The organism is Helicobacter salomonis, assembly GCF_017979425.1.
Classification (GTDB): Bacteria; Campylobacterota; Campylobacteria; order Campylobacterales; family Helicobacteraceae; genus Helicobacter; species Helicobacter salomonis.
Genome location: NZ_JAERIS010000030.1, coordinates 1 through 16549 on the forward strand (window position 1 = coordinate 1; position 16549 = coordinate 16549).

Genomic DNA, 16549 nt, shown 5'->3' on the forward strand with positions numbered 1-16549 from the left:
GTATGGCTACATACTGGATATAGCTAGTTATGGATTGTTGAAACAAGAAGTCCAGTCGTCTTTGGTGGGTGGTTCACTTGAAATGGCCACTCAGTATTTAGACATTCCCTATTGCATTGTCAATGCAGCTGCTTTTACCCCTACTGGTTACATAGGCAATAAAACCAACCAAATGTTGACCACACTTTACAGCAATGCAGAAGAGAATATAGAAAAAGCCCAAAGAGGGGTATTGGTCTTAGATAAGATTGGCAAATTAGGGCAGGGGAGTTGGCATGACAAAGAGTGGAGACAGGGAGTGCAAAATGAATTGCTCAAGGTGATTGAAAAGGGGTTATGTCTTTTGAATACGGAGGCAGGGCCAGTGGACAAACCATTGCCTTACAAACCGATCACACGCTCTTTATTGTCTTAGGACATTTTGAAAAACTTTGAAAAAATAACAAAACTCTCCATCAAAAATTCCCCAAAATCACTAATGAGGATTTATATAGAATGCGGAATGAAGCGCGAATTTTTACGCCGTTTTTCTATAAGAGTGATCTTTGAACCTGTAGATATGGACATGTTAACTGAGTTTTTAGATCGGCGTTTAAAACCCTTTCAAGAGGAATTTGCTCAAGCCCAAAGCGCTTTAGAATTTAGCCACAAAGCCAAGCGTCTATTAGTCAGCAATGTTCTTAATGAAGGGATCGGTATGAGTGGACTAGATCAAAAACTCCACGAATTACTCATGCCCTTGCGTTTTGATTTGGAGGATTATTGTGCTTTGAAGTGTGTGGTTGGTGTTGGGCATGTTGGCAATACAGAGATATCTATACTGCCTTTGGGATAGAGGCGTTTGTTTCACAATACCGCTTGGGTTAAATCCTGTCCCAAGGGGCTTTTAAAGGACTGAGTAGGCAGAATGCGCTCGGCAATCTCACCCTTGTCCAAAAGAATAATGTCATCACAAAAAGCCTTAGCTAGGCGCAGGTCATGGGTGATAAAGAGAAAGCTAATGTCTTTCTTGAGTTCCTTTAAAAGAGTGATGATCTGGTGCTGCAAGACCAAATCAAAGGAGGAGAGGGATTCGTCTAAGATGAGAAATTTAGGCGCGATCACGCAGGCGCGCGCCAAGCACACCCGTCCTAGTTCTCCCCCACTTAAAAGAATGGCGCGTTTTTGGAGGTATTTTTGTGAGATATGAAACATCTCACATGCTCGCTGGATACGCTTGGTAAGCTCTGCTCCCTTGACGTGGAGTAAATTAACTAAGGGTTCGGCTAGCACTTCATAGACATTTAAAGAGGGGTTCACACAGCTGATCGGGTCTTGAAACACCATTTGGGCTTGTTTATAAAACTCCCTGCGCTGGGGCAAGGTCGCCATTTTCACCGCCTGTCCAAAAAATTCTATGTGTGCACTGGTGGGCTTGATAAATCCCATTAAAATATTAGCCAAAGTGCTTTTGCCCGAACCAGAAAGCCCCATTAGACCCAGCGCGCGCCCCTGTTCCAGGTTAAAAGAGATGTCTTTAAGCACGCTAAAAGACCCCTTGTTGCCAAAGAAAGAAAATATCTCATAGTCATGATGGAGTTCAGAGACCTTAAGCGCTAGCATGCCACCCCCTCCCAAAGTTTTTATAGGCCTCTATGAGTAGCTTGGTTTGGGGGTGGATAGGGTTTTCAAAGATTTCCTGCACACTTCCTCTCTGCACAATGCGCCCCTCACTCACCACTAATACACTATCAGCAATGCGCTTGACCACGCCAAAATCATGGGTGATGAGTAAAAAACCCACCCGCTTTTTGGTCTTCAACTCCAACAAGAGTTCCAAAATCTTGCTCTGGGTGATGAGGTCTAAATCTGTAGTGGGTTCATCGGCAATGATAAACTCGGGTTCTTTGAGCAAGGCTAGGGCGATCATCGCTCTTTGCAACATCCCCCCACTGAGCTCAAAAGGGTATTTGTCCAAAACACTGGGCTCTAAACACACCTCTTCTAGTGCTTTTTTAATGCGATCCATCCCGGAAGCGTCCCATTTATCAATGACCTTGAGGCTCTCGATCGCATGCGCTTTTAAAGTCATCAAGACATTGAAAGCCGTGCGCGGGTTTTGCATGATCATACTCAAATGACGCTTGCTATAGGGTGTATTGCCCAGTTTGACCTCTGTAGAACACTCAAAGCCAGCCGGACTAAAGCCAAAAATAGAGGCAGCACTCAAGCTCTTCCCGCTCCCGCTCTTGCCCAACATGGCCGTAATCTCACCCTTCTCTAGGTTAAATTCTACATCAATGAGGGGGTGCTTCTCTTTGGCGATTTTGATTTTAATGTTCAAATGCTGCATCTTCGCTCACCTTCCCGCTGTCTAGCCGATCGCGCAAATAATCCCCAATGATGTTAAAGCTCATCACGCACAAAAACAACGCCACGCCCGGGTAATAAATGAGCTCGGGGTAAGTGAAAATAAAGTCCTTGGCATCGCTGATCATAATGCCCCACTCAGGCGTGGGCGACTTCACGCCCAACCCTAAGAAACTAAGGCCTGCAATGTGCAACATCACATGTCCAATATCCAGAGTGGCCACAATCACACACTGGGCTAGAATGGGTTTGAGCATGTTTTTTTTGAAGTTTTCTAGCCCAGAAGCTCCGCACATTTTGCTCACCAGCACATATTCTTTATTTTTCAGACTCAGCACAATCGAGCGCACAATGCGCGCATACCATGCCCAGTGGGTGAGCGCGATCGCAATGATGATATTGACTAACCCCGTGCCCAAGAGCCCCACCAAGAACAAAGAGAGCACGATAGTTGGCATGGCAAAAAAGAGATCACACACACGCATTAAAATCTGATCAAAACGCCCGCCTACAAAACCCGCAATGCTACCAATCACCCCGCCCACGCTAATGATCAAAAGTAAAGTCAAGAACACACAGCTTAGGCTAATGCGTGCGCCATAGACAAGACGGCTAAAGGTGTCTCTTCCTAAATGATCCGTGCCTAAGAGGTGTTCACTGGACATGGGCAAGAACTTACCCAAAAGATCGATTTCCTCGGGTTTATAATGCGTAACATAGGGCGCAAACAGGGCTAAGAAAAACATCAATGCCAGAATCACACAGGCCAAAAACACGGGTAGATAGCGCAACTTCATTTATACCCCAATCGAATGCGTGGATCAATCCACACATAGCACAGATCAATGATGAGATTTGAGATGATGAAAATCACTCCCATTAAGAGCATGAAGGCTAAGATCACGGGGTAATCGTTATTGAGAATCGCCCCTACGATCCAATTGCCCGTACCCGGGTAGGCAAAGACATTTTCTACCACAATGGCTGCGCCCACTAACTCCCCAAAATGCATGCCCACCGCTGTAACCACCGGTAAAAGTGCGTTTCTTAGAATGTGGCCCAACACCAAGCGTGTTTTTTGCACCCCGCGCATTTTGGCGTAACTCACATGCCTAGCGTGCATGTTTTCTAGCATATTGGCACGAATCAAGCGCGCGCTAATGGCAATGGACATAAAACTAATGGCAAAGGCAGGCATGATCAAATGGAGTAAACCCCCAGAGCCAAAGGGGGGCAGCCACCCCAATTTGACAGAGAAAAACCCAATGAGCACAAACCCAAACCAAAAATTAGGGGTACACACACCTAGAAAAGAGAAAAGACGGATAGCATAATCTGCAAATTTATCTTTAAATACTGCAGAGAGCACGCCCATCGGCAAAGACAAGCCAAAGGTGAGCAACAATGCTAGGGCGATAAGTTTTAAGCTATTTTGGAAATAGTAAATCATATCTGGCGTAACCGCTCTCCCACTCATATAAGAAATACCCAAATCTCCATGTGCAGCGTTTTTGAGCCAAAGGTAATACTGGCTTAATAGAGGCTTGTCCAGTCCTAAATGGGCGCGAGCCATTTGCAGAGCTTGATCGGTGGGCGCGATGCTAGAAGCATTGAGATAACTCATTGCCGCATCTGTACCATTGAGTCGTAGCATGAAGAAGATCACAAAGGACACGATGAAGATCATCGGGATCATGAGCAAAGTCCTTTTAAAAATGTATTGGCGCATTAGGGCTTGGGATACATCTGTTCAAAGGGAATGATATTAGATAGGTTCAACGCCCGCACACCCCCCACTTTTTTATTACTGATAGCAATATTGGTTTCATAGGAGATGGGGATATAGACGGCCTGTTCATGTAGGCTTTTTAAAACACTTTTGATCAACGCATCTTTTTCTTTAGAATCGAAAGTAGTGAGCATTTTAGAGATTTGCGCATCTATTTTAGGCTTGATGGCTAAACCAGATTGGGCTTGATAGTCCGCATGGGAGGGAGTTCTCATAGAAGCTAAAAACATCTCTGGATCGTAGGGAAGACCCCAAGTGCGGTTGAAGACTAAGTGAAAATCCCCACTTTTTTGTTTCTTGTAAAACATGCTACTTTCAGTAGCTTTCAGCTCCACCGCCACACCGAGTTTTTTAAAGCTCGCTTGGGCAATTTCTGCAACGGATTTAAACGCAGCATTATGTCCCTCATAGACAAAATCCAAGCTGAGTTTTTTGCCATCTTTATAGCGATAGCCATCTTTGTGTAGCACCCAACCATCTTTTTGTAAGAGGGCATTAGCCGCCTTGAGATTGAAATCATAAGCCTTGGAGTCAATATCGCAATGAGGAAGGTCTTTGGAAAACAAGAAACCCGCGGGCTTTTGGGTGTCAAAGAAGACATTTTTTGTAATGAGCTCCTTATTCAAAGCCATGTTCAAGGCCTTACGCACGCTCAAATCTGAGGTGGGGAATTTTTTCGAATTGAGGGCCACAACTAAAGTGTTAATAGGCTTGGATAGAGAGACATTGAAGTTCTTTTTCAGATCACTGATGACATCTAAAGGGATCTGTTCACTGGCATAAATGAGATCGATTTGACCGGTTTTAAGTGCGATCACTTTGGTATTAGGATTGGGGATCACTTTGCCTACAATCTTATCATAGTGGGCTTTTTCCCCCCAGTACTTGTCATTTTTTACAAAGGTATCGCTCACACCCAGCTGGCTACTCTCTAGTTTGAAGGGCCCCGTGCCCACCGCCTGCTTGATCCCATCCTTGCTTTGTCCATTTAGAAGGGCTTTGGGAGAGATAAAGCGGAAGGGGCGAATCAAACTGAGTTCTCTGAGGGTGGGTTCATAGGGGTGTTTGAGATTGAGGGCAATGGTGGAGGGATCGATCACCTCGCAATTAACTAAGACATTGGAGAGCTCTAACCATGTGTGTCGATCCAAATTGTTTAAAATCGCGTCAAAATTTGCCTTGACGGCTTGGGCATCAAATTTAGTTCCATCGCTGAAGTATACGCCTTCCCTGAGTTTAAAGACATACCTCTTGCCCTTATTTTCAATTTTCCAACTTGTTGCTAAATGGGGATGGATATTGCCCTGTTCATCGTATTTGGTGAGGGCTTCATACACCATTGCCTGAGCAAACATTTCATTGGGTGAGTAGAGATGAGGGTTGAGGGGCCCGACATTATTAGAGGTTGCAAAATTTAGGGTGCTAGCCAAAGCGCATGAGCAAAAAGCTGCCACCCAAAGAGCTTTTTTAAACATAAAAAACCACCTTTTTATCAGTAATAATCATATTATAATCTAGTCTGTATTATTTGTCAAAAGATTTCTGCAACTTTTAAACTAATCACTGAATTTAAAAATATCTGCTAGAATGCGGGGATTTTTTAGACAAAAAAAATGAGAATATGATGCGCCTTGATGTCCGATCTTTACGCTACTGTGGTTCTGAAAATCTCAAGCCCCTGCACCCCTTGAGTGTAGAGAATTTAAGTTTCACAGAAAACACTAGCACGGCTCTTATTGGGAGCAATGGGGCGGGCAAATCCACTCTGCTAGGTGCGATCTTAGGCTTTCGCCTAGATTTTGAGGTGCAGGCTAGTCTTAATGGGATCGCTTACACTAACACCGCTCCGCCATTACGCGCTAAACTAGGTTACAGCGCGCCCTCTTTAAACTTCCCCTCTAAACTCAAAGCTAAGGACCTTGTCAAGTTTTATCAAAGCATATATGGCTCCTGTCAACTTGGTTTCTTCTCGCAAAATTTACTCTCTAAACTATATGACAGCCTTTCAGATGGGCAGAAGCAACGCTTGAAGCTGGATTTGAGTTTAGGACATAATCCCGATCTCTTGATTTTAGATGAACCCGAATCGAGTTTAGATGAACCCACGATTATGCGCGTAGCAGAAGTAATCAGCGCACGCAATAAGGACAAAAAAACCTCTTTAATCGCCACACATAACGCGAGTGTTTTAGAGAGTTGCCAGAAAGTCTTGTGCTTGCATCAAGGGCAAGTGATCCAACATGCTACATTGGCTAAAGTGATCATGGCATTATTAGGCGATCTGGCTTTAGAAATCTCTTATGAAAATGAAGCCGAGTGTAAGGATATCGCACAAACTCTCAAGGATAAATACCAACTAACAATGCGCTTAGATGCCCAGCGCGATGTATTCTTTGGCACAACAGCTTTAAAAGAATGCCTAGAACTACCTCCCCTATCCACTAAGCGCATGGGGCTTAACTTGCGCCCTACAAAAGCGCAAGATTTGCTTTTGGCACTAGATCATTGGGGAACTTAAAGGAAGCACATGCGCCATATTTATACCATTTTTATGTTGGAGTTTAAATCTTATTTAAGTAACTATGTCGCCCTTTTTTGGACCATAGCTTACCCCATTTTGATGCTCGCCTTTTTAATTGGGGTCTTTGAGCATGCCCATTCACCCTTGTTTCGCTTTGCTAGCGTAGTTGGTCTAGTGATGCTCACCCTTATCTCTACAGCCATTTTTGGGCTAGCCCAAGCCTTGAGTGATTCTAGGGCTTTTAAAGCACTTCTTTTCTACATGGCTACACCGGTCAGCTATTTAGAGATTGCATTAGCAGTGATCCTATCGCGTTTGGCAATCGTGTTAGGGTTTAGCGCGCTCTTTATTGTGGGGAGTTTCAGCGTGTTAGGAATTTTGCCCCTTTTGAAGGTAGAGTTATTTTTCTTGGGTCTGTTAACACTGAGCTTGGCTGGGGTGTTTTGCTCTGGCTTGGCTCTGTTTGTTGTCAAACACTTCAGCAATACCCAAAGCATGCTTGCCATCTCCAATGTGTTAAACCTCTATGTAGTCATGTCTTCTAATGTTCTTGTGCCTCTGCAAAGCCTGCCTGAATGGAGTCAAATCTTTATCACTTCTTCCCCCTTTTATCACCTCAATAACATGCTGATTGCGGCATTCTCTGGGCAGAATTTAGGGTATATTTTGGGAGTTTCTGGGGCACTCTTTGGGGTGGGCGCGCTTTTAATCTTTTTAAGTGCTAGGCGCGAACTCTTGGTTACCACGCCCAAATCGCGCTAGTGAACGCTGTGCAGGGCTTCTAGGACAAATTGGATGATGAAAAGGATCATAAATAAGTAGAGTAGGGGGTGCACCTGCTTGAATTTGCCACAGACGATTTTAAGTAAGGGGTAGAGAATCAGGCCCGCCCCCACTCCGCTTGTAATGCTATAAGAGAGGGGAATCCAGAACAACACAAAAAAAGCAGGAAGCGATTCTTCTAAATTGTGCCAGTCAATCTGGCTTAAATGACTCATCATCAAAAACCCCACGATGATGAGGGCAGGAGCAGTGATAGCAGGAACGCTAGCTAACACCTTAGCCAAGGGGGCTAAAAAGAGCATGCCCACAAATAAAAGCGCGATCACCACGCAAGTAAAACCTGTGCGCCCACCCACGCTCACTCCTGCCCCCGATTCGATGTAGGCAGAGGTGGGCGAAGTGCCTGCTAGTGCGCCAAAAGTACTTGCCAATGCGTCCGCACAGAGCGCGCTTTTGGCATTAGCAAAATCTCCATTTTGGGTCAACTTGGCTTGCTGTGCAATGCCGATCATAGTAGCCGTAGTGTCAAAGAGCATGATTAAAAAGAATGTGAAGATCACGGCAAGTAAATCTGGGGTGAAGGCTTTGAAATCCAGCTTAAAAAAGGTGCTTGTGGCATGCTCAGGGAATTGGATTAATGTTTCTGGCAGCGTGATCTTACCCAAGAGGGCACAGAATAGAGCGCTTAAAAGCATCCCTAAGAAAATCGCAGCAGGGACGCGCTTGACTAATAACACCACACTGACAAACAAACCCAATAAGGACATGTAAGCGATGGGATCAGAAAAATTACCCAAGGTTACTAAAGTCGCGTTAGACGCGCTGATTAAATGGGCGTTTTGCATGCCAATAAAAGCAATGAAAAGCCCAATGCCCGCGCTAATGCTAGCTTTCAAAGAGGGGGGAATGGCATTGATGAGAGCTTGACGAAACCTAGTCAGAGAGAGGAGCAAAAAAATCAGTGAGGCGATAAAAACACTGGCTAGCGCGCTCTGCCATGGAATTTTCATCCCCAAGACAATCACAAAGGTAAAATAGGCGTTCATGCCCATTCCCGGAGCAATGGCAATGGGATAATTAGCCACAATCCCCATGATCAAGGTACCCAGCACAGAGGCTAAAATAGTCGCTACAAAAACGCCCTCAAAATCCATGCCCGCTTGTTGCAAGATCGCAGGGTTGACCACAAGGATATAAGCCATGGTAACAAAGGTACTAATACCGGCAATGATCTCTGTGCGCAGATTTGTTTGGCGCGCGCCAAAACCAAAAAAATGTTCTAAACGGGCCAACACAGGGCCACTCCTTTGGTGCTTAAATGAATGAGAGCAGGAGGCTATGCTAATGGATTTTAACTGACATACTCCCCACAACTAAAGTTAGGGGACTCTAACTTTAGTGGAGATCGCGGCTTCAAGCGGGACAGCTCCGCTTGGAGTCTTATGTTCCCTATTCCAAAGGTTGATGCCCCAACCCCAAGGGTATTACCCCTTGATTGCGGCTCGGATATTAGCATGGACATGCTAATGCTAGCCTTATATCCCCACAGTTAAAGCTAGGGGCTTTATGGCGCGAGTGGTAAAATCGTGCTAAAAAGGATCGTAGTGCTGGAAGGGATAGAGCATTTTCAAGCTTCAAAATGTTTGCTGGGATTTTCAGGAGGGGGGGATTCGGTGGCGTTATTTTTTCTCCTACTCGAACATGGTGTGGATTTCGATCTGGCGATTGTGAATCACGGCTTGCGCTCTCAGGCACAAGCAGAAGTGGCGTATGCCTTAGAATTAGGGGAGCGCTACGCTAAAAGTGTGCATGTGTGGCATGCCCCCTTAGAGGGCACACACAACTTAGAGGCTAGGGCACGCGCGTGCCGTTATGCTTTTTTTGATCACTTGAGCACCCAATTTGGCTATACCTTTGTATTGCTCGCCCACCATCTCAATGACAAGCTAGAATGGTTTTTTATGCAATTAGCCAAGGGGGCGAGCTTGCAGACCCTGTTAGGATTTGACGCACTAGAAAATAGGGGGCATTACATCCTCGCGCGTCCCCTTCTCTACACTCCTAAGCGCGCACTTAAAGATTATTTGCATGCCAATGGCTATCGCTATTTTATAGATCATACCAACTACGATCCATGTTTTACACGCAATCTTTTCAGACAAAAATTTAGCGATGCGTTTTTAGAGGCACGCCTTGCAGGGTTTGATATGCCCAGAGGACTTAAGCGCTCTTTTCAGGCCTTACATGAGGAGAAATGCCAGCTCTACCCGTCTATCTCTACTATATCAGTTGCAGGTGTTTGGCTTTTTAAGCAAAACCCCCAAAATCTTTACTACATCGATATGTTGCTTAAACGCTTGGGCTATGTGTTGCGCGCCAAACAGCGCTTAGAACTCGTGCGTCAACATTACAATACCCATATCAAGACTAAGACGCGCATTTATTGCGTGGGCGTATTAGAGGGATTTGTGTTTGTAGGCTCCATGCCCCCCGTATTACAAATTCTCCCTAAAGTCTATAGGGAAGCTTGTCGGCAACATAAAATCCCCCAAACTTTACGGCATGCGCTCTATAGCCCAAAATGGCAAGCAAATTTGGCAGCGATCCAACAAGCCAAGCTCACTCTGAGCGCATCATCAGACTAGCGGGTAGATTAAAATGGGTGATGATCTCTTGTTCTAAGGCGCGTTGTTCCCCTTGATCGCATTCGTGATCATAGCCCAAGAGGTGTAAATAGCCATGGATGAATAATAGCGTGATTTCATCTAGCAAGGAGTGCCCACGCGCGCGGGCTTCTTGGAGGGCTAAAACCACATTGATCACCACGCTACCTAGCAAATTTTGCGCAGGGATTGCCAAAGGAAAGCTCAACACATCGGTGTTTTTGTTGAGGTTTCTAAACTCCAAATTGAGCTGGGTAATCTGGGATTCATCGACTAAGACAAGCTCCACAAAACCCTTAGAGCCTAAATACTCCATGATGGGCAAGAGCTTGGGTAGAAGCCATGCCTCTAGGTCTAAAGGTAAATCCCCTTGACATATTTCTGTATGTAAAAGGATATCTATGCCAATATTCATGCACGCAACCCACAAGCATACAGGAAAAGACTCGCTCGTTTCAATAGGGCAGGTTCCGCCACAATGACTTGCTTGCGAGCTTTGACACATGAGGAGTAGTGGTAATGCATTCGGCAGTTAGGTTAATCTTGTGTGGCCAAAGTGCGCAAATACCCATTTTCACTCAACATGACATACAGCCGCCCTAGCACCTCTTGTTTCTCTTCTAAGTTTAATAAGTCACTCTCCTCGATCTTTTGCTTTAAGAGTCGCTCGATCTCTTTGGTGTCGTAATCCAAATCTTCTAGCGCGTCTAAGATGGTTTGGGCTTCCATGATATTATCAATATGATAGGGTTCTGCCTCCTCTGCATCATGTACATACACACAGCACTCGGTGGGGTGAGTGAAAAGATTATGGCGCATACCCAGCACCTCCTGATATGCTCCCACTAGAAAGAAACCTAAAAAATACTCCTCCTCGCGCACATTCACATCGTGCAAAAAGAGAGGTTTATTCTTATTAAAGCTAATCTCTCCATCGCTATCGCAGGTGATATCCCATAAACTCGCACTCCTGGTGGGTGTGCTCTCTAGCTTATGCAAGGGCATGACCGGAAAACTCTGCTTCAAACCCCAATAATCAGGCAAACTTTGGAAAAAAGAGCAGTTAAGCAAGTAGCGTTCTTGTACCTGTTCTTGGATTTTAATAATGTCATTGTGATCTTTGTGGCTTAAAAAACCAATGGCTTTTTTGATGATGAGATGCCCTAGCACTTCGGCATTGCTGCGATCTTGCAGATCGATATAACCTAAATCAAAGAGGGTAAAAAGGGACTCCATGTGTTCTAGGCTGTCATGCAAGTATTCAATGGCGTTTTTGGCGTTGATATTGTGATAGAGGTCTTCCATTTCTGCCACTAGGGGGGGGTTGTGCTCCTTGAGGCGTAAAATACTCTCATCATAGTCCTGAGAAAAGAGTTCTAACACAGGGGCCACCAGCACGGCATGCGTGGCGCTGATGAAACGCCCTGACTCGATAAAAATATGAGGTTCTAGTTCTTGCTTGTGTTTGACAATCTCTTTGAGCAAAAACACTACATCTCCAGCAAATTCCTCTAGGGTGTAATTGCGCTCGCACTGGTATTTGTGCTGGGCATATTCAATAGCTAACCCGCCTCCAATGTTCACGCTATCCAAGTTAAACGCCCCCATTTTGCGCAGTTCGGCATAAATATTACCCGCCTCCTTGAGGGCTTTTTTAAGAGGGGTGATGTCGCTGATCTGGCTACCAATATGAAAGTGAATCATGCGCAATTGAGCCAGCAGGGCGTGATCTTCTAAGAGACGCATGGCTTCTAATAGTTCTGTGCTAGCTAAACCAAATTTGGCGTGAATCCCTGTGCTCTTAGCCCACATTCCCACCCCAGAGCTGTGTAAGCGCACCCGAATCCCAATCTTGGGACAGAGTTTGCTGCTGCTAATCTCGCGCGCGCGCGCCACCTCTAAGATCGTTTTGAGTTCGTTGAGCCCCTCAATGGTTAAGGTGATGTCTGCGCCCATGCTTGCAGCAATAAAACCCAACTCGATCATCTCTTTATCTTTAAAGCCATTCACGGTGATAGGCGCGCCCTCTTGAATATAGCCCATGGCTAAAATGAGCTCCGCCTTACTCCCCGCCTCTAAGCCATAACAACCCTTAAATTGTTTGGAAATTTCCACTAAAGGCAGCACAAAATGGGGCATGTGATTGACCTTTAGGGGAAAAACCGCCTTAAACGCCCCGCTATAGTTGTACTGGGCGATCGCTTGAGAAAACATGTCAAAAAGCTTACTTACCTGCTTGCTAATCAAATGGGGAAAACGCAAGAGCAGGGGCCCTTTAAAGCCCTGTTCACGCATGTCTAGCACAATGTCTATCAAGCTAGGTTTACGCCCGGCGTTGATTTTAACCAAACCTTCCTCAATCAGGAAATCCTCTTTGCCCCAATAATCCAAGCCATAGTTTTGCATGCACACCTCTAAAAAAAGCGCAGTATAGCAAAAATGCAGGGGTTATGCGCCATAGGTACAGAAATTTCAGAACTTAATCTTGCGTTTACACCAACGCGCGTAAAACGCCGTCCTTGAGGGCGGAGATGTAAGCGTATGTTAAGAAAAACAGAGTTACCCTACGGCAGGTAAGTGGGTTTAGTGAACACTGATTCGGTTTGGAAACACTGGTTTTTATGAGTTAGGAAGCTTCTCCCTTAGAGAGGACGGTTCGTGGCAAATACACCACCATCGTCAAAGGCGATTAGTCTAGGCAGGGAGGTATAGGGCTACTGAGCTCTTTAAGCAGCAAATAGGGGGTTAGAGGTGGCTTTTGGTTTACATGAGGGGCTTCACCAGGCATTTTACCCCTTCTTGAGGTTCTTAAGCACCATCTTAGTGGTTGCTGTGCTGTGTGCAGGGTGCTTGGATCACAAGCGGAAAGCTACCATCTCAAACTCTGCACAAAAGAAAATCTCAGCACGAACCCCTGCAAAGCTCTCACACCCGCACATTGTAGCTACACCACAAAATCCCATTACTCTAGGACAATCAGCTCCAACACCCCCTCCAAACCTTGTCATCATCCAACCAAACATGGCTGTAGAAGCAGGCCATACCTCTACACATCCCTATACGCACAAATCAAACCCTACCCAAGCCAATCACTACTGGCAACTAGATACCCATAAAGACTACCAAAGGGCTAAAACCTATTACCTATTTGCGCCGTAAAGCCCCTAGCTTTAGCTATGGGGATATAAGGCTAGCACCAGCATGGCTGTGCTAATATTTGTGCAATCAAGGGGTAATACCCTTGGGGTTGGGGCATCAACCTTTGGAATAGGGAACGTAAGACTCCAAACGGAGCTGTCCTGCTTGAAGCCGCGATCTCCACTAAAGTTAGAATCCCCTAACTTTAGTTATGGGAGAGTATGTCAACCCTTTCCCTAGAAAATTCACGCCTAAAGCAATGGCGGCAGTTGTGGATACCCTGCTAGGGCAAAGATATGGCTGGGGTGGGATGAATCAGAATCGCGATTGTTCGGCTTTCACCCGCGATAGTTTTGCAAGCTTTGGGGTGTTTTTGCCTAGAAACTCTCTAGCTCAAGTGCGTTATGCCCGTAATACCATCGATCTACATAAAATGCCTGCTTCCAAGAAAGAGGCCTACATTATCAAACACGCCACTCCTTTTGCCACGATTTTATGGTTGAAAGGGCGTATCATGCTTTATTTGGGCACTTATTATGGTCAGGCCATTGTGGCGCATAATGTCTGGTCCGTTTCCATTTCTAAGACCCACAAGCAAGAACATCTCTACCATGTTGAGAAAGCTGTCATCACCACTTTAAAGCTGGGTGCAGAACACAAAAACTTTGCTGAACCTAATCTTTTAATCGATCGCATCGAGGCTATGTCTGATCTTTATACAGGCCTTGCAAGTCAAACTTACATGGTAAGGAAATGACATTGGAGTAGCCTCATAGAGTTTGATTGATTTTATTCATTCCTTCATAATTTAGACTTTGTGCCGATCATGAGGGCTTACGGACGATTGTGAACTTTTGCATTAGGATGTAAATATCTTGGGCTCTAGGGATGTCTATGAATACTTTGGAAGCGGTGTTATGGGGCGTGTTGCTGTGCACGGGTGTGTTATGGTTAGGGGTTTTAGCCATGGTGCTAAGGACGAGTGGAAGAGGCGACTTTAGAGCCTTACAGTGGATGGCGTTTTGGGGTTTCTATGCGCAGGTGCTGTGTGCAAGCTGTGGAATTGTGATCGACTTGTGTTGTATGTTTTTTGGACATGCATACCCCAAGCTTTGGCCCTTTATGGAATTGCTAGGATTGCTAGGAGTGGGGATGATTGGATGTTGGCTGTTTTGGCATGGAAGGGTGGAGAGAGACTAGAATCGAGCTTGGGAGGGGCTTGCTTGAGAATGGGTTGGCATAGGTTTGGGGATTTTGCCACTCTTAGTTTCCCTCAGCTATGCTTGATGGTTGTCCAGGTCAGCGTTCTGTCATAGCCAAGATAAGTCTTGTATGATTTGTTACACCCTGGGTGGTTGGCGTTATACTAACTTGTGATGTTTCATCGGTCACCTATGCGATCTTGGTCTATCTGTATCTTGTATCCAATCCTCTGTCTTTGGTAGGGTAATCTGCTCTGTACCATGGTTATCCATGGAGGTATGGTAGTGTATAGTGCGCGCTTTTTTTGAGCTTGACTAACTGAATAAAACCTCCGAGTATAATATCTTGTACAAGAATTTGATCACTAGTGCTAGAAGCGTAATTTTTGGATTTAGTATAAACCTTATGGTCGATATTTTGGCTCACACAGATCCGGTAGATGTCACCAGCAACAACCCTACATCGTGCGGTTAGTTTCTATGTTTTGATTTCGATTTTGTTTTTTTACCTTGACCTAACATTCCTTTTCTATTTCTTGCTCAAGGTGTATCTCATTGCAACCTAATTGCAAAAGGCGTGCACATATTGTGAAAACCCACAAGCTACCAGAGCTTTTGAGATAGGAGAGTAAATGTGTGGAACTCTATCTAAAATCGTTTTGAGAGCATGCGTGGGAGTTGCCATGGATGATCTGATAAATTTAAAAATTGTAAGTTGCTAATCATTTATTGTGTTGTTCTAAAATCCGCCTCGAAGTTTTTGAAACTTTAAAAAAATAAGGAGATTCTTATGAGACACGGAGACATCAGCAGCAGTCCGGATACAGTAGGTGTAGCGGTTGTGAATTACAAAATGCCTAGGCTGCACACCAAGCAAGAGGTGCTAGAAAATTGCCACAATATCGCTAAGATGATTGCGGGAATCAAAACAGGCTTACCGGGGCTGGATTTGATCATCTTTCCCGAATACAGCACACAGGGGATTATGTACGATAGGCAAGAGATGTTTGACACAGCCGTTAGCGTTCCAGGTGAGGAAACCACTATTTTTTCTGAAGCATGCAAGAAAAATAAGGTGTGGGGAGTGTTTTCTCTCACTGGTGAAAAACACGAACAAGCGCACAAAAACCCTTATAACACTCTGATTCTTATCAATGACAAAGGTGAAATCGTGCAAAAATACCGCAAGATTTTGCCCTGGTGCCCAGTAGAATGCTGGTATCCTGGAGATAAAACCTATGTGACAGAGGGGCCAAAGGGTATGAAAGTTTCTTTAATTATCTGTGATGATGGAAATTATCCTGAAATTTGGCGCGACTGTGCCATGAAAGGGGCCGAGCTCATCGTGCGTTGCCAAGGCTACATGTACCCCGCTAAAGAACAGCAAATCAACATGGTTAAAACCATGGCATGGGCAAACCAATGCTATGTAGCTGTAGCCAATGCAGCTGGGTTTGATGGGGTCTATTCCTACTTTGGGCACTCCAGCATTGTGGGCTTTGATGGACGTACTTTAGGTGAGTGCGGAGAAGAGGAAAATGGTATCCAATATGCTCAGCTTTCAGTCCACCAAATCCGTGACGCTAGGAAATATGATCAAAGCCAAAACCAACTCTTTAAACTCATGCATCGGGGCTATAGCGGGGTGTTTGTCAGCGGTGATGGAGATAAGGGCGTGGCTGAGTGTCCCTTTGAGTTCTATAAAACTTGGGTCAATGATCCTAAGAAAGCCCAAGAAAATGTGGAAACATTCACTCGCAAAAGCATTGGGGTAGAATCTTGTCCAGTTTATGATTTACCACATTCATGAGGGCTGATTAGAGCTTTGCTTTCAATCAAGGGCTACTCTTTGACTGGGGTTGTGGTCTGCTTTTGCCGACAACTCAGCAGTGTGGTTCTTGGTCTTGTACTAGTTTTTTGCGAAAGTAGCAAGGGAGCTGGTAAAGCTCCTGGATGTTGAACACTCCTTCTGGATTTTTCTAGTTCAGTGCCTTTGACGAAACTACTTTGGCATAGACAAGGCCCTTGAAATCCTCAAAAACATCTTGAACCTCAAGAAGTGATGCCCCTTGTGCTTCTGCTCACAACCCTAGGCCTAGGGCTT

At 45.1% G+C, this 16549-nt stretch carries 15 protein-coding genes and 1 pseudogene; 8 read left to right on the forward strand and 8 right to left on the reverse strand.

Translation table 11 applies throughout. From position 1 onward, the window contains the following. Nucleotides 1-415 (forward strand): annotated as a pseudogene (locus KCO92_RS07465) (hypothetical protein); the annotation flags it as partial. 87 nt (nucleotides 416-502) lie between these two features. After that, nucleotides 503-835, forward strand: coding sequence for a hypothetical protein (locus KCO92_RS07470; RefSeq protein WP_233710532.1), 333 nt, complete (start codon nucleotides 503-505; stop codon nucleotides 833-835). Between the two features lie 11 nt (nucleotides 836-846). On the opposite strand, the gene KCO92_RS06205 is transcribed toward KCO92_RS07470, so the two are convergent. Genes KCO92_RS06205 through nikA form a run of 5 tightly spaced genes read right to left on the reverse strand, consistent with a single transcriptional unit; the run spans nucleotide 847 to nucleotide 5613 of the window. Beyond that, a complete protein-coding gene (locus KCO92_RS06205) occupies nucleotides 847-1602 on the reverse strand; it encodes an ABC transporter ATP-binding protein (RefSeq protein ID WP_199766209.1) in 756 nt (251 codons plus the stop codon). After that, a complete protein-coding gene (locus tag KCO92_RS06210; protein ID WP_199766208.1) occupies nucleotides 1589-2332 on the reverse strand; it encodes an ATP-binding cassette domain-containing protein in 744 nt (247 codons plus the stop codon). The genes KCO92_RS06205 and KCO92_RS06210 overlap by 14 nt, the downstream gene beginning before the upstream one ends. Continuing rightward, nucleotides 2313-3146 carry a nickel ABC transporter permease subunit NikC gene (gene nikC, locus KCO92_RS06215; RefSeq protein WP_233710531.1) on the reverse strand — a complete coding sequence of 278 codons (834 nt, stop codon included), beginning with the start codon at nucleotides 3144-3146 and terminating at the stop codon, nucleotides 2313-2315. Before nikC ends, KCO92_RS06210 begins: the two co-directional genes overlap by 20 nt. Then, nucleotides 3143-4078 (reverse strand): ABC transporter permease subunit, encoded by a 936-nt coding sequence (locus tag KCO92_RS06220; protein ID WP_104696265.1) that lies wholly within the window; start codon nucleotides 4076-4078, stop codon nucleotides 3143-3145. The genes nikC and KCO92_RS06220 overlap by 4 nt, the downstream gene beginning before the upstream one ends. Next, on the reverse strand, nucleotides 4078-5613 hold the full coding sequence (nikA, locus tag KCO92_RS06225) for a nickel ABC transporter substrate-binding protein (protein WP_104696264.1): 1536 nt from the start codon (nucleotides 5611-5613) through the stop codon (nucleotides 4078-4080). The genes KCO92_RS06220 and nikA overlap by 1 nt, the downstream gene beginning before the upstream one ends. 149 nt (nucleotides 5614-5762) lie before the next feature. Here nikA and KCO92_RS06230 point away from each other — a divergent pair, with 149 nt between their 5' ends. After that, entirely contained in the window at nucleotides 5763-6656 is an 894-nt protein-coding gene (locus KCO92_RS06230; protein ID WP_158653598.1) for an ATP-binding cassette domain-containing protein, read from the forward strand. 9 nt (nucleotides 6657-6665) lie between these two features. Then, on the forward strand, nucleotides 6666-7421 hold the full coding sequence (locus KCO92_RS06235) for an ABC transporter permease (protein ID WP_104696262.1): 756 nt from the start codon (nucleotides 6666-6668) through the stop codon (nucleotides 7419-7421). Here the strand turns inward: KCO92_RS06235 and KCO92_RS06240 are convergent. Beyond that, the gene (locus tag KCO92_RS06240; protein WP_104696261.1) at nucleotides 7418-8737 is read right to left on the reverse strand and encodes an NCS2 family permease; all 1320 of its coding nucleotides are present in this window, start codon (nucleotides 8735-8737) and stop codon (nucleotides 7418-7420) included. The two genes, KCO92_RS06235 and KCO92_RS06240, sit on opposite strands and share 4 nt — an antisense overlap. Nucleotides 8738-9046: 309 nt before the next feature. Between KCO92_RS06240 and tilS the strand changes: the two genes are divergently transcribed. Beyond that, nucleotides 9047-10087, forward strand: a complete 1041-nt coding sequence (tilS, locus tag KCO92_RS06245) for a tRNA lysidine(34) synthetase TilS (protein ID WP_233710529.1) — start codon at nucleotides 9047-9049, stop codon at nucleotides 10085-10087. Here tilS and ybeY read toward each other — a convergent pair. Continuing rightward, complete coding sequence (gene ybeY / locus KCO92_RS06250) at nucleotides 10062-10421, reverse strand: rRNA maturation RNase YbeY (RefSeq protein WP_233710534.1); 360 nt, start codon at nucleotides 10419-10421, stop codon at nucleotides 10062-10064. The two genes, tilS and ybeY, sit on opposite strands and share 26 nt — an antisense overlap. A 221-nt stretch (nucleotides 10422-10642) precedes the next feature. Then, a complete protein-coding gene (gene speA, locus KCO92_RS06255; protein ID WP_104696259.1) occupies nucleotides 10643-12511 on the reverse strand; it encodes an arginine decarboxylase in 1869 nt (622 codons plus the stop codon). Nucleotides 12512-13454: 943 nt separating this feature from the next. Between speA and KCO92_RS06260 the strand changes: the two genes are divergently transcribed. From KCO92_RS06260 to KCO92_RS06270, 3 genes are all read left to right on the forward strand, one after another. Further along, entirely contained in the window at nucleotides 13455-14000 is a 546-nt protein-coding gene (locus KCO92_RS06260) for an NlpC/P60 family protein (protein WP_104696257.1), read from the forward strand. A 137-nt stretch (nucleotides 14001-14137) separates the two neighbouring features. Continuing rightward, nucleotides 14138-14443, forward strand: a complete 306-nt coding sequence (locus tag KCO92_RS06265; protein ID WP_104696256.1) for a hypothetical protein — start codon at nucleotides 14138-14140, stop codon at nucleotides 14441-14443. A gap of 792 nt (nucleotides 14444-15235) precedes the next feature. After that, the gene (locus tag KCO92_RS06270; RefSeq protein ID WP_104696255.1) at nucleotides 15236-16255 is read left to right on the forward strand and encodes an aliphatic amidase; all 1020 of its coding nucleotides are present in this window, start codon (nucleotides 15236-15238) and stop codon (nucleotides 16253-16255) included. Nucleotides 16256-16549 lie beyond the last annotated feature (294 nt).

What these genes read in the sequence shown, in the direction of transcription:
- KCO92_RS07470 (WP_233710532.1), top strand. Translation starts at nt 503, where the DNA reads ATGAAGCGCGAATTTTTACGCCGTTTTTCTATAAGAGTGATCTTTGAA.
- KCO92_RS06205 (WP_199766209.1), bottom strand. Translation starts at nt 1,602, where the DNA reads ATGCTAGCGCTTAAGGTCTCTGAACTCCATCATGACTATGAGATATTT.
- KCO92_RS06210 (WP_199766208.1), bottom strand. Translation starts at nt 2,332, where the DNA reads ATGCAGCATTTGAACATTAAAATCAAAATCGCCAAAGAGAAGCACCCC.
- nikC (WP_233710531.1), bottom strand. Translation starts at nt 3,146, where the DNA reads ATGAAGTTGCGCTATCTACCCGTGTTTTTGGCCTGTGTGATTCTGGCA.
- KCO92_RS06220 (WP_104696265.1), bottom strand. Translation starts at nt 4,078, where the DNA reads ATGCGCCAATACATTTTTAAAAGGACTTTGCTCATGATCCCGATGATC.
- nikA (WP_104696264.1), bottom strand. Translation starts at nt 5,613, where the DNA reads ATGTTTAAAAAAGCTCTTTGGGTGGCAGCTTTTTGCTCATGCGCTTTG.
- KCO92_RS06230 (WP_158653598.1), top strand. Translation starts at nt 5,763, where the DNA reads ATGCGCCTTGATGTCCGATCTTTACGCTACTGTGGTTCTGAAAATCTC.
- KCO92_RS06235 (WP_104696262.1), top strand. Translation starts at nt 6,666, where the DNA reads ATGCGCCATATTTATACCATTTTTATGTTGGAGTTTAAATCTTATTTA.
- ybeY (WP_233710534.1), bottom strand. Translation starts at nt 10,421, where the DNA reads ATGGAGTATTTAGGCTCTAAGGGTTTTGTGGAGCTTGTCTTAGTCGAT.
- speA (WP_104696259.1), bottom strand. Translation starts at nt 12,511, where the DNA reads ATGCAAAACTATGGCTTGGATTATTGGGGCAAAGAGGATTTCCTGATT.
- KCO92_RS06260 (WP_104696257.1), top strand. Translation starts at nt 13,455, where the DNA reads ATGGGAGAGTATGTCAACCCTTTCCCTAGAAAATTCACGCCTAAAGCA.
- KCO92_RS06265 (WP_104696256.1), top strand. Translation starts at nt 14,138, where the DNA reads ATGAATACTTTGGAAGCGGTGTTATGGGGCGTGTTGCTGTGCACGGGT.
- KCO92_RS06270 (WP_104696255.1), top strand. Translation starts at nt 15,236, where the DNA reads ATGAGACACGGAGACATCAGCAGCAGTCCGGATACAGTAGGTGTAGCG.